Raw genomic sequence first — 20532 nt, forward strand, 5'->3', positions numbered from 1 at the left:
TCCAGTCAGTCATGGGCTCAGGCACCATCGCCATGCACCCAGGTTTTCAGGATATTCGCAACGGCCACCGGATTGGCCTTGGCCAATACCCGCGCTTCTTCCAGGCGCAGTTGCTCTGGGGTCACCTCTACGACTTCATCCTTCTTGGCCGGTGCAGGCAACGCGGGACGATCGGGCTCCTCAGACTCCAGCGCATTGAGCTGACCACCTGCCACTGGTGTGACATCCACAGGCTTAGCCGTGGAGCTCTTCAAGGCAGGCCTCACCAAACCCAGCAAGACCAACGCGGCAAACAACACCGCGCCCAGCGGCCAAGCAAAGGTCTTGGCCAAGTCCAGCACTTCAGGCTGCTTCCACAGTGGCACAGCTGCCGTTGGGGCTTCATCCATGAGGAACGGCGTATTCATCAGGTTCACCGAATCACCACGGTCTTTGTTAAAGCCGATGGTCTCGCGCACCAAACCCGTCATCTGCTCCAGTTGCTCTGGCGTCAGTGCCTTGACTGACGGTTTACCCTTTTCCTCGGCCCCAGCCTGGTAGTTGACCACCACGGCGGCGCTCAGGCGTTTGATAGCCCAGTTATTGCCCCGGGTCACACGCACCGTCTTGTCCACCTCATAGTTGGTGGTGGACTCGCGCTTGCTGTTGGACTCTTCTGTCCCTTGCTGGCCACCAGCTGCGGGCGCTGGATTGGCACCATTGACTGGCGCAGTGGACGGGGCAGGAGGTTGATTAGAGACAGCGCCTGGCACCCCAGTGGCTGTCTTATTGGCATTGCCTTTGCTCTCAAGCACCTGCTGGCTGCGAATGGCGCTGGAGTCGGGTGTTTGGTTGGGACGGAATTGCTCCGAAGTGGACTCGGTCTGGCTGAAGTCCAACTCGGCACTGACCTGTGCCTTGACGTTGTTGCGCCCCACCACCGGCTCCAGGATGTCCATGATCCGGCGCGTGTACTGCTGCTCGATCTGCTGCACGTACAACAGCTGCTGCGCATCCACCCCATTGTTGGCGGCCGCATCGGGCGATTGAGACAGCAGCTTGCCAGTGTCGTCCAACACGCTGACGGCAGAAGGCGCCAGCTCTGGCACGCTGGAAGCCACCAAGTGAACGATACCGGCCAGCTGAGCACGGTCCAGCATGCGGCCAGGGTGCAAACTCACCAAGACTGAAGCCGAAGGCTTTTGCTGCTCGCGGAAAAACCCATTCTGATTGGGCAAGGCCAAATGCACACGAGCACCTTGCACCGAAGAAAGCGCCTGAATCGAGCGGGTCAATTCGCCCTCAAGCCCGCGCTGGAAGTTCAGGCGTTCCTGGAACTGGGTCATGCCAAAGCGATTGGCCTCCATCAACTCAAACCCGGCCACCGAACCACGGGGCAGGCCCTGCGTAGCCAGGCGCAAGCGCACATCGTGCACACGCTCCGAAGGAATCAAGATCGCCCCACCGCCATCGGCATGCTTGTAGGGAACGTTCATTTGCGACAACTGGGCGATGATGGCGCCGCCGTCTTTGTCGTTCAAGTTCGCAAAAAGCACCTTGTAATCCGGCTGCCGCCCCAGCACCGTCGCAGCGACGGCGGCTGCCACCAGCAGCGCCACGCCAGCACCCAAGCGCATACGCTGGCCCCGGTCCAGAGTAGACAACCGCTGCAGCCAGTTGGGGCTTGCGGGAGGGGTGACGAGAGGGACTTCAGCAACAGCAGACATCTTGCTTTCCAATATGACAGGCCCGGCGAAAGACCTAGCGTTGGAGCGATTATTCGGCGAAGGCTCTCCGACGTTGGCTGGATAAGCCGCGCCTTTGTCCATCTATTCCGCAGGATCAGTACCTGCGCCCTCGATAGGATTGCAGCATACCCCGATTCCCTACGGACACTGCCATGGACCTTCGCATCTCCAGCTCCACAGCCCCCTTGGCGGGCGCCGGCCTGGCGCGCCGCGCAGTCGCCCCCCAGGCAGACAGCAACGACGTCGGCTTTTCCAGTGCGCTGAAAGGCGCACTGCAGTCGGTCAGCGCAGCACAAAACCGCTCAACCGAGCTGCAAAAAGAAGTGCAGATGGAGAACCCTGCGGTCAGCTTGGAAGAGACCATGGTGGCCATCCAAAAAGCACAGGTTGGCTTCCAAGCCACGCTGCACGTTCGCAATCGCATGGTCCAAGCTTACACAGACATCATGAACATGCAGGTGTGAGCCTCCCACCACCCCATAAAAAAAGCGCTTGCAATGCAAGCGCTTTTTTTATGGGTGATTGATCGCCAAGCCCCGGTACACGGGGCCAGGGAGTCAATGCATCATCTGCGGCTGACCTTCAAACAGGTGCTCAAACTGGGCCAGCCAAGGCTCGGCCAAGCAGCGGATCTGGGCATCGTTGCGCAAGATGCGCTGCATGATGCGCGTCTTCTCACGGCGGTGCTCAGGCAACAACTCATGCTCTTGCGACTTGAAGCGCAATTGCTCAATCAACACGGCACAAGCGCCTTCATAGCGTACCACCCCGTCCCAATCCTTGAGCTTGGCGGCCTCCAGCATCTTGGCGCTGCTGTCTTCAATGGCTTTGTAGTAATCAATCAACATGCTGGACATGATTTAAGCCTCCATCAGCACTGGCTTTCCAGACATGGCTGGCACAGCAACTTGCGGAGACATGGCGTTCTTTTTGATTTCGTTCCAACCCGTAGCGATGGGCTCTATCAAGCGCATGACTTCTTGCAACATGGCGTCGTCGTTTTGCGCATTGGCAGAGATCAGCTTTCGCACACAGTAGTCATACAGCGCGCCCAGGTTTTCCGCCAACTGGCCACCATCGACGCGGTCCAACGCCGTGCTCAAACCTTCTTCAATGATGCGGATGGCTTTGGCAATGCTGTTGCACTTGACCTGGACATCGCCGCGCGCCAATGCACCCCTGGCCGTGGCCACGGAACCAAGCACGCCTTCATACAACAGACTGACCAGCTGGTGCTGGTCAATGGTGTGCATGCTGGTTTCTACATTGATACGCTGGTAAGCGTTGACTGCACGAGGGTTGTGGGCGGTAAACATGCTGACAATCCTTCCGAGGTGATGATTTAGTTATCGGCCAATGCCGCGCAAACTAAAGGCCATCAACCCGAGGATTTATTCCATGTGGTGACTTGCTGGGAAATATAGGCATTCAAGGCCGTCAGGCTGGACATCTGGGTGTCCAGCGCGTTGTAGCGCGCCGTGATCCGCTTCTCAAAAGCGTCTACCTTGTCATTCACCCGGGTCACCTCGCTCGCATTGCGCTTGAGCGCCAATTGCAAGGCGTTGTCTTTGGACTTGAAGAACCCTGCATCCGAGAGCAAGTTGGTGGCCATGGCCTTGACTTTGACGGCAACACCATCAGCCGAGCCACCACCCGTATTGCGGAACATGTTCTTGAGCTCGTCCATGTTCTCGGTCATGGCTTTTTTCAGCTTGGTACTGTCCACCGCCAAATCGCCACCCCGCTGCTGGGTAATGCCAACATCCGCCAGGCGTTGAAACACCGAAGAGCCCGTCGTCACCGTTTGCACCGCAGAGCGCAACATGTTCTGCAAGGAAATGGTGGTCGAGTCGCCCTGCAACAACGCCCCCGTGCCAGCCGTCGAGTCGAACTTGGTTGCCTCATTGATCAGCTGATTGATGGCGTTGTACGCAGACACAAACGCGTCGATATTGGTCGAAACTGCTGAAGTGTCTTGCGCCACCGATATCTCAATCGGAGCGGTAGTGACCTGCACCGCAGTGAACGACACACCAGAGACAGTGCTCGCAAAGGTGTTGGTGCCGGAGGAGACGGCAATGCCATTCACCGTGGCTTTGGCGTCTGCCGCCGCTTGGGTCACCGTGCTGCCATTGACCAAACGCGACAGACCGGAGGCATCCGTATTGGCAGCACTGGTGATGTCGGTATCCCCGCCCTCCATCGCACTCAAGCGAAACCCTGCCGCCTCACCCGTTGTTTTGCTGCGCAGCAGCAGCCGCTCACCAGATGCGTCACTGAGGATGCTGGCCGTCACCCCCGCATTGGCACCATTGATCTTGCTGGCCACATCACTGAGCTTGTCGGAAGCAGAAATAGCGATATCCACAGGCACACCCGAACCCGGTGTGAACGAAGACGGAGACACGCTCCACTTGCCTAACTCAAGCCGCAACGTGCCAGCCCCCAGGGCACCACCTACGGGCAAGAGTGCAGAAGAGGCGGTGGCCTGCGCCTTGGCGAGGCTTTGCACCTCCACACTGAAAGTGGTGGGCAAAGTCCCACCCACTGCGGTTGCACTGACGTACTTGCTGTCTGAGGAGGTAGTGGACACTGCATTCCAGCCTGTCACGCTGCTGAGTTTGCTCGCAGCATCTGACAAAGTGGATACCAGCGACTTCATCTGGCCAAATGCGGAAATCTTGGCGTTGACCGTGGCCTTCTGGGTGGTGAGCGTGGTCAGCGGCGCCTTCTCCAACTCCACCAGTTTCTTAATGATGCTGGCGGAATCCAGCCCAGCGGTACCAACCCCAACCGATGAAATAGTAGCCATGGGAACCTCCTGAACTGCTTCTACAGAAATTATGGCGCCGATCACGCACCAAGAACGCCCGTAAACACGCCAGGAAACCCGTCAATTCGGACGCTCCCGGCTTGCACGTCCAAACACTGTGCCGACTTGCGGCGTTGAAAGGCCAAATGGCGGCGGCAGAAAACTGCCGCCGCCATGCCAATCAAGGTGTTTCTACACCTCTTGCTGCGACTCGCTTAACGCAGCAGAGACAACACACCTTGAGGCAACTGGTTGGCCTGGGCCACCATGGCGGTACCGGCCTGTTGCAGGATCTGGGCACGCGACAGGTTGGCGGTTTCCGAAGCGAAGTCAGCATCCAAGATACGCGAACGCGAGGATGACAAGTTTTCAGAAGTCACCTGCAGGTTCGAAATCGAGGTTTCGAAGCGAGACTGCAAAGCGCCGAGTTTGGCGCGCTCACCGTTGATGAACGACAGGGCCGAGTCCACGGTCTTCAGGGCATTGGTGGACTTGTCAAAGGTGGTTACATCCAGGTCAGACACCTTTTGCAAGGATGAGCCCCCTGTGGTCAACGCATTGCTGGCCGATGTCACCGAGAAAGACTTGTCCGAGTCCAGGGTGATGTAACCGCTCACCGTAGTGGAGTCAGCGGCAGTATCAGCTGTCAGAGTCACTGTGCCACCCACCGCTGTACCGTCAGCTTGCAGCTTGGTCACACTGGTGGTGCCTGCATTCGTCACCGCGGTATCGCCCACCACAATGTCATTGCCCGTGGCGTTGGTCAGAATCACGCGGTCACCAGCGCTGTTGAGCGAGGCGGTCACACCCGTCTTGGCAGACTGGTCGTTGATAGCCGACACGGCGGCCGACAAGCGGTCAGCGCCCGAGGTAGCAGTCAGGGTGAACGACACGTTTTGGGCCGTCGTGTTGTCGCCCTTGATCGACAGCGTGTACGAACCGGCAGTCGCAGCAACATTCAACTCAACTTGGGTGCGGGCCGTCGCCGTTACGCCAGAGTTGGCCTTGACCGCATTGATTTGGTCGGCAATGGTCTTGGCCGACGAGCTGCTGGCCACGCTCAAAGTAGCAGTGCCCAATGAGCCGCTGATAGACACCGCACCCGAGGTCACGCCGTTGGCTGGAACCGAAGTGGCAGCGGCTGCAGCGGACACCCCCGCACCGGCCGACGACAAATTCTGGTTGTTGCCATAGACGCTCGTACGCAAGTTGGCAGTGGATGCCGTGATGGTCTGGTTGGCGTTGGCGCCCACTTGGAACTGCTGGGTACCAAAAGTGCCGTCCAGCAGCTTTTGGCCGTTGAATTCAGTCGTTTGCGAGATGCGGTCCAACTCAGAAACGAGTTGCGAGACTTCTTGCTGCAGGGCTTGACGGTCGCCAGCGCTGTTGGAGGCATTGGCCGATTGCACAGCCAGCTCACGCACACGTTGCAGGATGTCGCCAGACGCCTTGAGCGCGCCTTCAGCGGTTTGCGCCAGGGAGATACCGTCGTTGGCGTTACGCACCGCTTGGTTCAAACCCTTGATCTGCGAAGTGAAACGCTCCGAAATCGCCAGACCGGCCGCGTCGTCCTTGGCGCTGTTGATGCGCAGGCCCGACGAAAGGCGCTGAATGGAAGTGTTCAGCGAACTCTGGCTTGCACCCAGATTGCGCTGTGCGGTCAACGAAGCAACGTTGGTATTGATAGTGGCTGCCATGGCAAATCTCCTGAAAAGAACTGACTGAATATGGCGTTTCCGCCAACTGAACGCCAGGTCTACCTGGCCACAGTGCTCACCAGCAGCTCCAGGGCTTTCGGGTGAACGGCGGGCCTCACTCTTGTGTCATGCGTCCCGTTGCATAGGTTTTCGGGTGTTCCTGGGAAAACTTTAGGGGCAAACGCACAGATTGAGCGGTTTTTCTGTGTCTTATCGCCCTAACACAAAAACAGCCGCTGCCCACAATTCATCCATCGTTCCCAAGAAGTCCGCCGGAGGGGCAACGCTTAAACCGGCAGAAATGTTTGTCTTCAGCTCTGCAGGAGTAACGCAATGGCATCCACTATCAATACCAACGTCGCATCGTTGACCGCGCAGCGCAACCTCGGCATGAGCCAAAGTTCGCTGAACACCTCCATCCAACGCCTGTCGTCGGGCCTGCGCATCAACAGCGCCAAGGACGACGCCGCAGGGCTGGCGATTTCAGAGCGCTTTACCAGCCAAATCCGCGGGCTGAACCAGGCGGCACGCAATGCCAACGACGGTATTTCTCTGGCGCAAGTCACAGAAGGCGCCATGAAGGCCGCTGGCGACATCCTGCAGCGTGTGCGGGAACTGGCTGTGCAATCGGCCAACGCCTCCAACAGCGCTGGCGACCGCCAAGCCCTGCAGCAAGAAGTCGGGCAATTGGTGGCCGAACTGGACAGAATCTCGCAAACCACCGAATTCAACGGCCAAAAACTGCTGGACGGCACCTTTGGTACCCAGCAGTTCCAAGTGGGCGCCAACGCCAACCAAACCATTGTGGCGGCCACAGCCAATCTGCGCACCAGCGTGTACGGTAACAACCAGAATTTGTCATCGGCTGGTGCGGGGGTGTCCGCAGCCGCCGCTGCCACTTCGGTTCCAGCCAACGGCGTGACTTCGGGTGCAGTGTCTATCAGCGGCTCATTGGGCACCGCTACTTTGAGCGTGGCCAGCAGCTCGTCGGCCAAGACCATTGCCGACCAGGTAAATGCGGTCAAGGCAAACTCTGGCGTGACGGCGACGGCCCGCACAGAGGTAGAGCTGGACATCGCAGCGGTAGCTGGCTCCTTCACCCTATCGCTTCAAGCAGACAACACGACGCCAGTCACCGCATCGTTCACATTGACTGCAACGGCAGGGGCAGACCGGCTCTCGGCCGCTGTCGCGGCCATCAACGACCAGTCTGCCAAGACGGGGGTGACGGCCTCGCTCAACACCACCGGTGACCGCGTGATTCTGACCAACGCCACGGGCAACGACATTGTGGTGGGCGACACGGCTGTGCAGAATGCAGGCACCACCACCGTGACCAAATTGCAGGCCGATGGCACGGCGGCGGGTGGTACGGTCACGCTGGCGGCAGACACCAATGCCAACTTCACGACCGTCAGTGGCTATATCACTCTGGATTCGGACAAGTCCTTTGCCGTGACGTCTGCCTCCAACGCGCTCACCACTGGTGGCTCGACCCTCAAGCGGGTGGCGGACCTGGATGTGACCACCTTTGGCAAGGCTACGGAATCGCTTAAAACCGTAGACTCCGCGCTGGCCTTCATCAGTGGCGAGCGCGCCAAGCTCGGCGCCTTGCAGGCGCGGTTTGAGTCCAGCATTGCCAGCCTGAACATCACGTCCGAAAACCTGTCAGCTTCACGCTCGCGCATTCTGGATGCCGACTTTGCGGCAGAAACCGCCAACCTGTCGCGCGCCCAGATCCTGCAACAGGCCGGTACCGCCATGGTGGCCCAGGCCAACCAGATCCCGCAGGGCGTGCTGTCGCTGCTCAAGTAAAAAAGCGCCATTGCCCTTGGACGGCAGGTTGGTGGACCTGCAGTCCACCCTGCCCTCACACCCCGGTGGCCGTCAAAGGTACCGGGGTTTTTTGTTGCCTAGCACCACGAGGTGCGGCGATGCACGCCAAAGCATCAAAAATAATAGCTGCCAGCGCTTATTGGTATTGGCTTAGAGCCATTTTTTATCAAAACCCTGCACTCCGGCTGCGCAAGGCCACACGCGTGGAACACCGGGCAATGCAGGCCCCCACGCTCGCCAGCGGGCCGCTGGCGACACCCCAGCGTGCAAACGGCTCAGCGCCGGAAGATGTCTTGCAACGGATCGCGGCGCGTGGGCTTGAAGACCACCTGCCCGCTTTGGCCGGGGTACACGGTGCAGTGGCCGGGCGTGGCCGTGTTGACCAGGCTGGTGCCCTGCGACAACACGGTGCCTTCACCCACCTGGCAGCCGCCGATGATGGCGGTGCCCGCATACATCACCACCCCCTCGCCCAGCACCGGGGCCGCGCCGTGGTTTTTGCCCACGGTGGAGTTCTGGTACACCACTAAATAGTTGCCGTAAGTGGCCTTGGCAAAGACGATGCCCACCGAGTGGCCAATAAACATCACCTCCGGCATCTCGATCTCGTAGAACAGATCGATCCCGTTGAGCGCCTTGTTCAGGCCAAACAGCTTGGTGCACAGCGTGCGGTTACCTGTCGCCTTCCAAATCGTATTGGCTAGGTAATAGAGAAACAGCGTGTACTGGGTGGAATGCAAATGGTCAAACTCATTGGGCGCCCACCAACGTACCTCGTTGATGCAGCGGCCCAGCCGCGCCAGGGCGGCATCCATATGGGCCGCCAGCACCGTGGGGGCATCGGTATCCAGCCCATCGGGGTAGAAAGTCGCCAATTGACGGGCCACATACGTGGAGAGTTCGTTGCGCGACAGATGCAGTGGCTTGAGCATGCTCAGGCTCCTTGGCCAGTGGTCAAAAGTTGGTCCAGCGCGGCCAGCAGCCCGCGGGGCTGCCATTGCAGCTCCGTGCACATGCGCTCGGTGCTGATACGCGGCGTGGGAGCTGGCCGGGTGTCCAGCAAGGGCTGCACGGCACAACCCCAGCGCTGCTTCAGGTAATCAAACAGTTCGGCATTGGACACGTTGACCCCAGAGGCCACGTTGTACACCGGCGCCTGCCCCCGCACGGCAATGCGGATCAGGGCATCGACCACGTCGTCCAGGTGCACGTAGTCGCGTGCGAAATGGGGCGATGACTGCACGGCGATCTGCCTAGCTCCGGAGGCATGGGCCTGCAGCACTTGCTTCAGCAAGGCGGGCAGAAAGCCATCGGCATCCTGTGGGCCTTCGTACACGCACGCCAGCCGCGCCACGCGGGCCCGGCCCTGCCCTGCCACATGGCACAGGGATTCCCCCAGCCCCTTGGAGAGGTCATACAGATGGCGGGGGTTGGCCGGGTCTATGGGCAGCACGGCATCCTCGCGGGCCTCGCCCTCACCACCTAAATCCCCCAAACCGTCGTACAGCCGGGTGGACGACAAATAGACCAGCGACTGCAGCGTGCCCTGCGACAGCCCGTGCTGAAGCACCTGCGCCAGGTGGCTGACATGGGCTTGCACGGTGTCGAAGGGGCGAGCCAGGTAGTCGGCCGTGAGCCCGGCGCAATACATGACATGGCCCAACACATGACCATGACCGGGCGGTGGCTGCCAGGACAACATCTCATGGCGGTCCGGTGCCCAGACCTGTGCGCCACGCGACCGCAAGGTGGCACACAGCCGCTGCCCCACAAAACCTGCCGCCCCCACTACGGTGAAGTGCTGGCCTTGCAGATCAAGGTCATCCGCACGCGACATCAAAAGCACACCCCGTCAGAACCCGCCCACGGGGTGGTGCAGGTGCGGGTCTTTGTGCGGCAGCAGCTTGGGGCTGACACCTTCCACGATGCGGAAGGCACTGCCCTGCACACGCGCCGCGTCGGGCACAGCCAGCATGTTGAAGCCATGGGGCGGGCCTTCCAGGTACACCGAATCGATCGGCACCAGCTCCACGGGCTGGTTGGGCATCTCGCGGTGGGAGTTGATGTCGCGCACCGCGTACACGGTGTAGCCCAGGTCCAGCAGCAGGCGGCACAGGGGCGTTGCGCGCAGGCCCTGAGACCAGTCTACGTAAGTGCGGTGCAGTTCGAACACCACATGGGGCTTGTCACGCGCCAGCACTTGCTGCGCGCCTTGCAGCGCCGCCAGCTCGGCCCCTTCAATATCCAGCTGGATCAGGCCAATGCGGCGGCCCTGTTGCTGGGCGTAGTCGTCCATGGCCACGGTGTCAAAGCCGCTGCCGTCCTGCACGCTGACCATGTTGGCAAACGAGTCAAACCCGTCCAGGCGCATGCGCTCGCCGCTGCGGCTCCACAGGCCCGCCACGTTCACCACCACGTTGCTCAGGTGGTTCAGGTCGATATTGCGCTGCAGCATGGCGGCCTGCTGGGGATTGGGCTCAAAGCAATGCACCTTCAGGTCACGCCCGGCGAGCTGACGGGCCACCAGCACGGCCTGATCGCCAAAGTACGCACCGCCCACCAACACGTCGCCTTGCAGGTCACGCCCCAGCTCCAGCAGCAGCTTGGTGGTTTGCGGCTCCCAGACATGGGTGGGGTGCTCCGCCTCGGACAGCAGAAAGTCGCGGGCGATCTTGGTGCGGTACAGAAACTGAAAGCGCGTGCCGTCGACCAGCACCTTGTCGTACTGGTCGGTGTCCAGGTGCAGGGCGTCGATGATGGGGCCCACCACCTCGTCGCGCACAGAGCCCGCAAAGGCAATCTGGCCCTCGCACTCGCGCAACAGGGCAATCATGCGGGCGCGCATCGCCGGATCGCGCCCCAAGGTTTGCATGGCGAGCTGCAGGCGCTTGCCGTCCAGGTCACGCGGGTCATTGCTGGTCATGGCAGGGGTGGAAGTCATGGCACAGGGCTCCTCAAATTCAAGCGATAGGGCAATTCAAAACACTTCCAGCCGCGGCACGGCCACAGCGAACTGGCCGCCCCAGCTGCGCACATCGCCCAGCTGGCTGGCGACTTCATCCCGCAGGTTCCAGGGCAGGATCAGCACCCGGTCAGGCCGGTGCGCGCGCAGGTGGGCTTCATCGACGATGGGGATGCGGCTGCCCGGCAGGTACTGACCCTGCTTGGCGGGGTTCTTGTCCACCACGTAGGGCAGCAGGTCGGGCCGCACACCCGCAAAGTTGAGCAGGGTGTTGCCCTTGGCGGCGGCACCGTAGGCCCCCACGGTGAGGCCTTCGGCCTGGCATTGCAATAAAAACGATAGCAGCTCGCGCTTGATCCGCAAGGCCTGGGGCTGAAAATCGCTGTAAAAACGTTCGCCCAGCAGGCCTGCAGCCGCTTCGGTGGCCAGCAGTTGCGCCACGCGGGCGGCGCCTTCGGGCGTGGCCTGTGGGTGGGATGCCGCATCCGCGCGAGCGGCAAACACGCGCAGGCTGCCACCGTGGGTGGGTAGCTCTTGCACATCCACCACCACCAGCCCATTGGCCGCAAAGATGCGCTGCACGGCGGTGAGTGAAAGGTACGAGTAGTGCTCGTGGTAGGCCGTGTCAAACTGGCAGCCCTGCACCATGCGCAGCAGGTGCGGAAACTCGAAGGTAGCCACGCCCCGGGGCTTGAGCAGGCGCGCAAAGCCCGCCACAAAATCGTTGATGTCGGGCACGTGGGCCAGCACATTGTTGGCGGCGATCAGGTCGGCCTGCCGCCCGGCGCCGGCCAACTCGTCGGCCAGGGCCACGCCAAAGAATCGCTCGACCACCGTGAGCCCCAATGCCCGCGCCGCCTTGGCCGTGCTGGCCGTGGGCTCGATGCCGTAGCAAGGGATGCCCGCCTGCTGCACATACTGCAGCAGGTAGCCGTCGTTGGATGCCACTTCGACCACGCAACTGCCTGCGCCCAGGCCCAGGCGCTGCTGCATGGCCTGCACATAAGCCTGCGCATGGGCGAGCCAGGAGGTAGAAAACGAGCTGAAGTAGGCGTAGTCGTGCGTGAACAGCGCTTCGCGCCCGGCGTGGTCTTCGGTCTGCACCAGCCAGCAGTGCGTGCACACCAGCACGCGCAGGGGGAACCAGACCTCGGGCGCGCGCAGGGCGGCCTCGCTCAGGTAAGCGTTGGAAGGGGGCGCGCTGCCCAGGTCCAGAAACGGCAGGTGCAGCGGCTGGCCGCAGTGTCGGCACTTCACAGGCGCACTCCTTCAAACGATTCGGTCAGCAGCGCGTGGCTGCGGTCGCGTTCGGACATCTCGCCCACCGGCAACGGCCAGGGCAGTGCCAAGTGCGGGTCCAGCGGGTTCAGCCCGGCCTCTGCGCCGGGCGCGTAGGCGGCGGAGTGCAGGTAGAGCAGCTCCGCGTCTTCCGTCAGCGCCTGAAAGCCATGCGCAAAGCCGGGCGGGATGAGCAGCGCGCAGGCGTTATCGGGCGACAGGCGCTCGGCGTGCCACTGCAAAAAGGTGGGCGAGCCTGCGCGCAAGTCCACCGCCACGTCCCACACCTCGCCGCGCAGGCAGCTCACCAGCTTCATCTCGGCATGGGGCGGGCGCTGGTAATGCAGGCCGCGCACGCTGCCGCGCTGGCGGGTGATGCTGTGGTTGATCTGAGCGATGGGCTGGGTCCAACCCACGGCGGCCAACTCGTTGGCGCAGAACATACGCTCGAACAGGCCGCGCGCGTCTTGCAAGGGCTGGCGCTGCACGCGCACCAAGCCGTGCAGAGGCAAGGGGGTGCAGACAAAGCGCGAACTCACTGTGCGGCCTCCCACGCATCCAGGTCGGCCAGGCACAGAGCGCGGGCATCGGCCCCGCCGTGCTGGGCGCGGTACCAAGCCATGGTGCGGGCCACGGCGGTGTCCAGACCCCAGCGGGGGGCCACGCCCAAGGCTTGCCGAGCGTGGGCGGTTTCCAGCGCCAACCAGCCCGCTTCGTGCGGGTTTTTACTATGATTTTCATAGCTGGTTGCGCTTTTTGGATAAGCGCTAGAGGCCATTTTTATGACATCCCCCACTGTGGCGGCCTCGTGCGGCAGTGGGCCAAAGTTGTAGGCGCCGGCGCGGGTGGGGTTGGCCCACAGGCGCTCGGCCAGGCACAGGTAGGCGGCCAGCGGCTCGATCACATGCTGCCAGGGGCGCGTGGCCTCAGGGTGGCGAATGTGCAGGGGCTGCCCGGCGCTCCAGGCGCGCACGGCGTCGGGCAGCAGGCGGTCGGCCGCCCAGTCCCCCCCGCCAATCACATTGCCCGCCCGCGCCGTGGCCACAGCCACACCTTGCGCGGCCAAAAAGGCGTCGCGGTAGCTGGCGGTGACGATCTCGGCCGCCGCCTTGCTGGCGCTGTAGGGGTCGTGGCCGCCCAGCGGGTCATCTTCGCGGTAGGGGTAAGCCCATTCGCGGTTGCGGTAGACCTTGTCGGTGGTCACCACCACCACGGCACGCACATCGGCCTGGCCCCGCAGCGTATCGAGCACATGGGCCGTACCCATGACATTGGTGGCGTAGGTGCCCAGCGGGTCGGCATAGCCTGCACGCACCAGCGCCTGTGCGGCCAGGTGCAGCACGATCTGCGGGCGCCCCGCCTGCACGTGGGCGGCCACGGCCTTTGCGTCGCGCACATCGCACTCGTGGCTCGCATGCATGTCGTCGGCCACGCGGGCCAGGGTGAACAGGTTGGGCTCGGTGGCGGGCGCCAGGGCCAGGCCCGTCACCTCTGCGCCCATGCGCGCCAGCCACAGGGCCAGCCAGCTGCCTTTGAAGCCGGTGTGCCCGGTCAGCAGCACGCGCTTGCCGCGCCAAAAGTCAGGGGTGGGACGCACGCGGCGCTGCATTACCAGCACTTCCACGGCGCTTGGCCGCTTTGCCACAGGTCTTCGAGCAGGTTTTTCTCGCGCAGCGTGTCCATGGGCTGCCAAAAGCCGGTGTGCTCAAAGGCGCGCATCTGGTTGCCTTGCGCCAGCTGCTGCATGGGTTCGAGCTCCCAGCTGGTGGTGTCGCCCTCGATCAGGTCAATCACTTCAGGCTGCAGCACAAAGAAGCCACCATTGATCCAACCGCCATCGCCCCGGGGCTTTTCCTCAAAGCCTGCCACCACATCACCACTGCGCACCAGCGCGCCGTAACGGCCGGGCGGCTGCACGGCTGTGACGGTGGCTTGGCAGCCGTGCGCGCGATGGAAGGCGAACTGCGCTGTCATGTCCAGGTCCGACACGCCGTCGCCATAGGTAAAACAAAACGGCTGGCCGGGCTCCAAATACTCTTGCACACGGCGCAGGCGCCCGCCGGTCATGGTGGTTTCGCCCGTGTCCACCAGCGTCACGCGCCAGGGTTCGGCGTGGCGGTGGTGCACTTCCATGCGGTTGTTGGCCATGTCAAAGGTCACGTCGGACATGTGCAAGAAGTAGTTGGCGAAGTATTCCTTGATGACGTAGCCCTTGTAGCCCAAGCAGATGATGAAGTCATTGACGCCATGCGCGGCATACATCTTCATGATGTGCCACAGAATGGGCCGCCCACCGACCTCGATCATCGGCTTGGGTTTGAGGTGTGACTCTTCGGAGATGCGGGTTCCGAGCCCGCCAGCGAGCAGTACGGCTTTCATGGCGTCAAGCATAGTGAGTCAAGTCCGACGGGCAAAGCTGGTGTCGGGGGGGAAAGACGGTGCATCTTGGGCCATTGTCTATCACCAAATGACTCCTGAGCCCCAGGTCCCCACATTGAGCACTACTGAGATGTTGCGCACCAACGGGCAAACATCTGGTCATAGGCGTCCTCCACATCGCGGGCGAAGCCGGGTTCGTCCATCAGGGCCGAGGTCTGCATCTGTAGCCGCAGCCGACGGCGGATATCCGCGAGCCGAGGAAGATCGGAGGCCAGAGCCACCAGCTTGTCCACGTACTCAGCCTCAGAATGCGCGATCCATTCCGGCCGCCCCACTGCGGCCAGTACCGAAGCGCCGAGGGTTCCCATGCTGGGCGTGCCCGCCAGGGACACGAATGGCAGCCCCATGTAGAGCGATTCCATCAGCGTGGTGCCGGAGTTCTGAGGGAAACAATCCAGTGCAATGTCAATACGGCGCAGGACATTCCACGGCGGGCTCTCAAAGCCCATCACCACACGCTCCCGCGCAATGCCAAGGGCCTCAAATCGCTGCCACCATTGCTCTTGCTCGTTCGCCTGGCTGAAATTGCCGCTGTTGAGCTCCAGACGCGAATGGGGCACCCGCTTGAGCAGCTCAGCCCAGGCACGGATGACCCGCTCATTCAGTCGCACGGCGCGGGTCAACGAACCAAAGGTAACGCACCCTTGAGCCAGTGCAGGCAATTCGCTGACCTCTCCTGCGTCGGGATTTGCCCGGTACACCAATGCAGTGTGCGGCAAACGCCAGGGCGTTTCCGAAAAGAGATGCTCGTAGCCGGGTGGAACGGTAACGGCATCGGTGAGGTAGTAATCAATGGCTGTCAATCCGGTGGTGTAACCCGAATCCAGCCAGTGCAACGATACCGGCGCCGGCTTGCGCGCAAACGCACCCAGCCGATGCCCCTTGGTCTGCCCAGCAATGTCCACCAAAATATCAATGCCGTCCGCACGGATGCGGTCGGCCAACTCATCGTCGCTCATCTGGCGGGTATCTATCCAATGCTCGAACAAGGTTCGATAGTGATCAGTGACGTCATCCTCAAGCTCGTAAAGACCGGAGTAGGCAAACAACTCCACCCGATCATGCGAGTGGTGCTCCAACAAGGGCATCAGAAAGGGCCGACAGGCATGCGTGCGAAAGACCGGTGCCACGTAACCCACCCGCAAGCGCCGCCCCGGCTCACGCACGTTCGTGTGCGGGCGCCAGTGGCCCCGGTAGGGCTTTCCAAAATGCTCATTGAATCGTTGATATGCCGCGTAGCGCACCAGCGGGTCCATGTCCGGAATGCAGTTGGACACGAACAGCAAACAGCTGTGTGCGGCCTGGTCCTTGGGATCCACCTCCAGTGCATGTCGCAACACCTCCATGGCTTCTGGCAAGCGCCCCTGGTCTTTGAGCAGCATGCCCAAGCTCACATGCGCCTGCGCCTGGGTCGGCTCCAGCTCTATAGAGCGCCGCGCGCGCGCTTCGGCCTCTGCGAATCGGTTCATTTCGCCCAGCAGGATCGCCAAGTTCAGCAACGCCCGGGACTCCTCCCCCCCTGCATCCATGCAACTGAGGTAAGCCTTCTCAGCATCTTGCAGACGGGCCTGGGCACGCATCACGATGGCCAGATTGAACCAACCCTGCTTGAACTTGGGCGCATGGCGCACTGCGCGGCGCAGCAACACCTCGGCCTGCACCATGTCGCCCTTCACTGACCGCGCCAGCCCATAGTTGCTGAGCATGTCCACATCACCAGGATGGAGTGCCAGCGCTCGCTGCATTGGCTCAATCGCTTCGTCGGAGCGATCGAGCCGCATCAAGGCTGCACTGAGAGACTTCCATCCCATGGCGCATTGCGGATACTGCCGGGTCATCTTGCGCCCCAAGGTCAAGACTTCTTCAAATCGCTGCTCATCAAAAAGGCGCGTAATCTCCCGAATCTGGCTCTGGGGCGGCATGCGGCCCTGCACAGGCTTGGACTGCCAAGCCGCATGCACAGCAATGTTCACCAGGCGCTCCACCATCTCCCCAACGGCTGCAGGCGCCAGCCCTGCACGGCGCGCATCCTCCAAGATATCTGCCGCCAGTTCGTTCTCTCCAGCTTGCATCAGCGCATCCACCAAACTCACCCAGTACTGGCGGTTTTTGGGGGTGGCCTGCAAAGCCGTCTGAAAAAAGGGCACCGCCGCCAAGAACTGCCCACACTCCACCGCTATCGCCCCCAAGTTGTGGTTCGCATCGGGGTGGTCTGGCGCAAGGCTCAGCACCGCACGGTAGAGCTCCTCGGCCTGCGAAAGGTCCTTGGCTCGATGGCGATCTAGCGCAAGGGCCATGGTTTGCGCCAGCAGTACCTGCACGGGGTGAGAGGCCTCTTCAGGCGACCGTCCCGTGGATTCGAGCACCGCTTGCGCCATAGAAGCATCAGTGTGTTGTGTGGCTTGCATCTGTCAGGGTATCTCGGGTGTTCAAACACGACCCCAATGACCGCCCGCACCGGCCAAGCGGTGCCAGAGAGCCAGTCAAAGGCGCAACGCATGGAGCATAAGCATTGCCCACGGGGTGTAAAGGCCGAAAAAGCAGAGAAACCAAGAACACTCAGCGAACGACATGGGCGTCTGCAGCACTTGCCGCCATGCAACCCAAAAACCACACCCGGCCAACAAGCCTGAATGAGAGCGGTGGTTTGCCACTTGCTTGCTTGTTTGGTTCGCGCACAATCAGATACAGTGAACTACAGGTGCGCAAACTCGGCGTGCCGCCCCCCTCTTTACCCAACCGAAGGCAGGCTCACGCCACCGCAACCACCGCACCAGCATGTTTGTCATCATCGGCTACGTCGTCAGCATGGTCTGCATCTTCGGCGTGTACATCTTTCACGGCGGGAATATCAAGGTCATCTTGACGGCCCTTCCCTTCGAGCTGATCACCATTGGCGGCAGCGCTATGGGCGCATTTGTGGTGAACAACCAGCCCAAGGTCCTCAAGGCCACGCTCAAGGCGATTCCGGATGCCCTCAAGGGTAGCAAGTACACCAAGGCCCGCTATATGGAATTGCTGGCCATGCTGTTTGACATCCTGCAAAAGGCCCGCAAGGAAGGCCTGATGGCCATCGAAAAAGACGTGGAAGCCCCCCACGAGTCCGAAATTTTCAAGAAATACCCAGTGGTCGGGCATGACCACCATGTGATCGAGTTCACCACCGACTACCTGCGCATGATGGTGTCGGGCAACCTCAACTCGCATGAGATTGAGGCGCTGATGGATGCCGAAATCGACACCCACCATGCAGAAGCACACGCCCCCGTAGCGGCGATTGCCCGCCTGGCAGGTGCGTTGCCTGCGTTCGGTATCGTGGCCGCCGTGTTGGGGGTGGTGAATACCATGGGCTCGGTGGGCCAACCCCCTGCAGTGCTCGGGGGCATGATTGCCTCGGCCCTGGTGGGTACCTTTCTGGGCATTTTGCTGGCCTACGGCTTTGTGGAGCCCTTGGGCGGCTTGATGGAGCAAAAGACCGAAGACGCTGCCAAAGAGTTCCAGTGCATCAAATCTACGCTGCTGGCCAGCATGCAGGGCTACAACCCGGCCACAGCCATTGAATTTGGCCGCAAAGTGCTCTTCTCGACCGACCGCCCCACTTTCTCGGAGCTGGAAGGCCACGTGAAGGGCAAGAAGTAACCGGACCTTGCTGTGGCAGAAAAGAAACTCCAGCCCATCATCATCAAGCGCGTCAAGAAGGGCGGCCATGCAGTCCATGGTGGCGCCTGGAAGATCGCCTACGCCGACTTTGTGACGGCCATGATGGCGTTCTTTTTGCTGATGTGGCTGCTGGGCTCCACCACCGATGGCGACCGCAAAGGCATTTCAGACTACTTCAGCGCCCCCCTGAAGGTGTCGCTGCAGGGCGGCCCAGGCTCGGGGTCCAGCTCCAGCATCCTCACGGGCGGCGGTGGCACCGACCTCACGCAGAGCGCCGGGCACGTCAAGCGGGCCGAAACGACATCCGAGAAGCCCAAGAAGCTCAACGAGGCCGATGTGAAGGCCGAGCAAGCCCGCCTGGATGCCCAGCGCATCAAGGCACTGCAGGCCAAGATTGATGCGCTGATCACAGAAAACCCGCGCCTGAACGAATACAAATCGCAGATCCGGATCGACGTGACCCCCGACGGGTTGCAAATCCAGATCGTGGACGACCAGAACCGCCCCATGTTTGACAGCGGCAGCGCGCTCGTCAAGCCGTACATGCGCGACATTCTTCGAGAGATTGGCGCCGCCCTCAATGGCGTGGAAAACCGCGTGAGCCTGGCCGGGCACACCGATGCAGTGCCCTACGGCAACAGCGAGCGTGGCTACAGCAACTGGGAGCTGTCGTCTGACCGCGCCAACGCCTCACGCCGCGAACTGGTGGCCGCTGGCATGCCCGATGCCAAACTGGGCCGCGTGGTCGGGCTGGCCGCCAGCGATTTGCTGGAACCCAACACCCCACGCTCTGCAGCCAATCGTCGCATTACCATCACGGTATTAACCCGTGAGGCAGAAGAAAGACTCATGGGGAAAGGGATTCCCACCGTAACATCGACAGAACTGACGATTGAAAAGCGGGAAAATCCTGACGAAGGCAGGTAGACGTTACGCCTTGTCACAAAACCTGCCACACTTGACAATACCTCCAGCCATTTTCGACCGAAAGGGTCCCAAGTGACCACAGCCCTTCGCTTCCTCATCGTTGACGACTTCTCCACCATGCGCCGCATCGTCCGCAATCTGCTCAAAGAAAGCGGGTTTGCGGATGCTGACGAGGCTGAAGACGGCGTCGCAGCACTCAACAAACTTCGCAATAGCAAGTTCGACTTTGTAGTGTCCGACATCAACATGCCAAACATGAACGGCTTTCAATTGTTGGCCGAAATCAAAAAGGACGACAAACTCAAGCACCTGCCCGTGCTGATGGTGACGGCCGAGGCGCGCAAGGAAGACATCGTGGCAGCCGCGCAAGGCGGCGCTGCGGGTTACATCGTCAAGCCCTTCACCAAAGCCACCCTGGAAGAAAAAGTTCTGCTGATTCTCAAAAAGATGGGAATGTGACGCCATGGACACGCCAGAAAACACCCACGCAGAGCCCGCTGCAGACGTCCATCAGAAGATTGGACTGCTGACACGGCAGCTCCACGATTCGCTGAACGAGTTGGGCTTCGCTGAAAAACTGCGGGGCTCCATGGGTGAACTGCCCGACGCGCAGAGCCGCCTCTCCTACATTGCCCGCCTGACGGGCGAAGCCGCAGAGAAGGTGCTCAGCCGGGTGGAGCTGGCCAAAGCACAGCACGACTTCATCGCCTCGGAAACCCGCCGCGTGGTGGGCTCTCTGGTCAAAGACCCCGTGGCAGCGGTCGCCAAAGGTGAGATCTTCAACTTCCTGACCGACGTAGAGCGCGTCACCAAGGAAGCCGATGTGCACCTGACCGAAATCATGATGGCGCAGGACTTCCACGACCTGACAGGCCAAGTGATTGCCAGGGTGGTGAATCTGGCCGCAACGATTGAAGACCAGCTGGTGCAGCTGCTCATTCAGACAGCGCCTCCCAATGCCCACGTGCCAGTGGCTGCGCCCGAGCCTGTGCGCCTGCAAGGCCCCGTGGTGGACCCAGAGAACACGCCCGACATCGTCACCGACCAATCCCAAGTGGACGATCTGCTCGCCAGTTTGGGATTCTGATCGAACCAGCGTTTTTGCATCGTTGAAAAAGGGGCCCCAGCGGCCCCTTTTCAGCCTTTAGGTTTTCGGGTCGCTCACGACAATGGCATGACACCAGCCGTCATGCC

The 20532-nt window shown here is 61.4% G+C and carries 19 protein-coding genes; 6 read left to right on the top strand and 13 right to left on the bottom strand.

The window, feature by feature from the left end:
• Positions 1 to 17 precede the first annotated feature (17 nt).
• The gene (fliF, locus tag CLU86_RS14610; RefSeq protein WP_099743590.1) at positions 18 to 1706 is read right to left on the bottom strand and encodes a flagellar basal-body MS-ring/collar protein FliF; all 1689 of its coding nucleotides are present in this window, start codon (positions 1704 to 1706) and stop codon (positions 18 to 20) included.
• A 173-nt stretch (positions 1707 to 1879) separates the two neighbouring features.
• Between fliF and fliE the strand changes: the two genes are divergently transcribed.
• Complete coding sequence (gene fliE, locus CLU86_RS14615) at positions 1880 to 2191, top strand: flagellar hook-basal body complex protein FliE (RefSeq protein ID WP_099742110.1); 312 nt, start codon at positions 1880 to 1882, stop codon at positions 2189 to 2191.
• 93 nt (positions 2192 to 2284) lie between these two features.
• On the opposite strand, the gene CLU86_RS14620 is transcribed toward fliE, so the two are convergent.
• The 4 genes from CLU86_RS14620 to CLU86_RS14635 form a co-directional block, all read right to left on the bottom strand.
• The gene (locus CLU86_RS14620) at positions 2285 to 2584 is read right to left on the bottom strand and encodes a flagellar protein FliT (protein WP_099656757.1); all 300 of its coding nucleotides are present in this window, start codon (positions 2582 to 2584) and stop codon (positions 2285 to 2287) included.
• 3 nt (positions 2585 to 2587) lie between these two features.
• A complete protein-coding gene (fliS, locus tag CLU86_RS14625; protein ID WP_099656758.1) occupies positions 2588 to 3043 on the bottom strand; it encodes a flagellar export chaperone FliS in 456 nt (151 codons plus the stop codon).
• 62 nt (positions 3044 to 3105) lie between these two features.
• The gene (gene fliD / locus CLU86_RS14630; protein ID WP_099742111.1) at positions 3106 to 4539 is read right to left on the bottom strand and encodes a flagellar filament capping protein FliD; all 1434 of its coding nucleotides are present in this window, start codon (positions 4537 to 4539) and stop codon (positions 3106 to 3108) included.
• A 215-nt stretch (positions 4540 to 4754) separates the two neighbouring features.
• The gene (locus CLU86_RS14635) at positions 4755 to 6236 is read right to left on the bottom strand and encodes a flagellin (protein ID WP_099742112.1); all 1482 of its coding nucleotides are present in this window, start codon (positions 6234 to 6236) and stop codon (positions 4755 to 4757) included.
• A 333-nt stretch (positions 6237 to 6569) separates the two neighbouring features.
• Here CLU86_RS14635 and CLU86_RS14640 point away from each other — a divergent pair, with 333 nt between their 5' ends.
• Positions 6570 to 8051, top strand: a complete 1482-nt coding sequence (locus tag CLU86_RS14640) for a flagellin (RefSeq protein ID WP_099742113.1) — start codon at positions 6570 to 6572, stop codon at positions 8049 to 8051.
• A 296-nt stretch (positions 8052 to 8347) separates the two neighbouring features.
• Here the strand turns inward: CLU86_RS14640 and CLU86_RS14645 are convergent, their stop codons facing one another.
• The 8 genes from CLU86_RS14645 to CLU86_RS14680 form a co-directional block, all read right to left on the bottom strand.
• Positions 8348 to 9004, bottom strand: a complete 657-nt coding sequence (locus tag CLU86_RS14645) for a hypothetical protein (protein WP_233195032.1) — start codon at positions 9002 to 9004, stop codon at positions 8348 to 8350.
• 2 nt (positions 9005 to 9006) lie between these two features.
• A complete protein-coding gene (locus CLU86_RS14650; RefSeq protein WP_099742114.1) occupies positions 9007 to 9909 on the bottom strand; it encodes an NAD(P)-dependent oxidoreductase in 903 nt (300 codons plus the stop codon).
• A gap of 15 nt (positions 9910 to 9924) precedes the next feature.
• Positions 9925 to 11013, bottom strand: a complete 1089-nt coding sequence (locus CLU86_RS14655; protein ID WP_233195034.1) for an FkbM family methyltransferase — start codon at positions 11011 to 11013, stop codon at positions 9925 to 9927.
• 36 nt (positions 11014 to 11049) lie between these two features.
• Positions 11050 to 12291 (bottom strand): class I SAM-dependent methyltransferase, encoded by a 1242-nt coding sequence (locus CLU86_RS14660; protein WP_099742115.1) that lies wholly within the window; start codon positions 12289 to 12291, stop codon positions 11050 to 11052.
• Positions 12288 to 12851, bottom strand: coding sequence for a dTDP-4-dehydrorhamnose 3,5-epimerase family protein (locus tag CLU86_RS14665; RefSeq protein WP_099742116.1), 564 nt, complete (start codon positions 12849 to 12851; stop codon positions 12288 to 12290). The genes CLU86_RS14660 and CLU86_RS14665 overlap by 4 nt, the downstream gene beginning before the upstream one ends.
• On the bottom strand, positions 12848 to 13921 hold the full coding sequence (gene rfbG / locus CLU86_RS14670; RefSeq protein WP_099742117.1) for a CDP-glucose 4,6-dehydratase: 1074 nt from the start codon (positions 13919 to 13921) through the stop codon (positions 12848 to 12850). The genes CLU86_RS14665 and rfbG overlap by 4 nt, the downstream gene beginning before the upstream one ends.
• Positions 13921 to 14691, bottom strand: a complete 771-nt coding sequence (rfbF, locus tag CLU86_RS14675; protein ID WP_099743593.1) for a glucose-1-phosphate cytidylyltransferase — start codon at positions 14689 to 14691, stop codon at positions 13921 to 13923. The genes rfbG and rfbF overlap by 1 nt, the downstream gene beginning before the upstream one ends.
• A 122-nt stretch (positions 14692 to 14813) precedes the next feature.
• On the bottom strand, positions 14814 to 17159 hold the full coding sequence (locus CLU86_RS14680) for a tetratricopeptide repeat protein (protein WP_099742118.1): 2346 nt from the start codon (positions 17157 to 17159) through the stop codon (positions 14814 to 14816).
• 370 nt (positions 17160 to 17529) lie between these two features.
• Between CLU86_RS14680 and motA the strand changes: the two genes are divergently transcribed.
• From motA to CLU86_RS14700, 4 genes are all read left to right on the top strand, one after another.
• The gene (gene motA, locus CLU86_RS14685; RefSeq protein WP_099742119.1) at positions 17530 to 18390 is read left to right on the top strand and encodes a flagellar motor stator protein MotA; all 861 of its coding nucleotides are present in this window, start codon (positions 17530 to 17532) and stop codon (positions 18388 to 18390) included.
• 12 nt (positions 18391 to 18402) lie between these two features.
• Positions 18403 to 19338 (top strand): flagellar motor protein MotB, encoded by a 936-nt coding sequence (motB, locus tag CLU86_RS14690; RefSeq protein ID WP_099742120.1) that lies wholly within the window; start codon positions 18403 to 18405, stop codon positions 19336 to 19338.
• A 72-nt stretch (positions 19339 to 19410) separates the two neighbouring features.
• The gene (cheY, locus tag CLU86_RS14695; protein WP_099742121.1) at positions 19411 to 19797 is read left to right on the top strand and encodes a chemotaxis response regulator CheY; all 387 of its coding nucleotides are present in this window, start codon (positions 19411 to 19413) and stop codon (positions 19795 to 19797) included.
• A gap of 4 nt (positions 19798 to 19801) precedes the next feature.
• Complete coding sequence (locus CLU86_RS14700; protein WP_099742122.1) at positions 19802 to 20425, top strand: protein phosphatase CheZ; 624 nt, start codon at positions 19802 to 19804, stop codon at positions 20423 to 20425.
• The last annotated feature ends 107 nt before the right edge of the window (positions 20426 to 20532 follow it).

It is taken from the genome of Acidovorax sp. 62, assembly GCF_002754495.1.
In the GTDB taxonomy this organism is placed as follows: domain Bacteria; phylum Pseudomonadota; class Gammaproteobacteria; order Burkholderiales; family Burkholderiaceae_C; genus Acidovorax.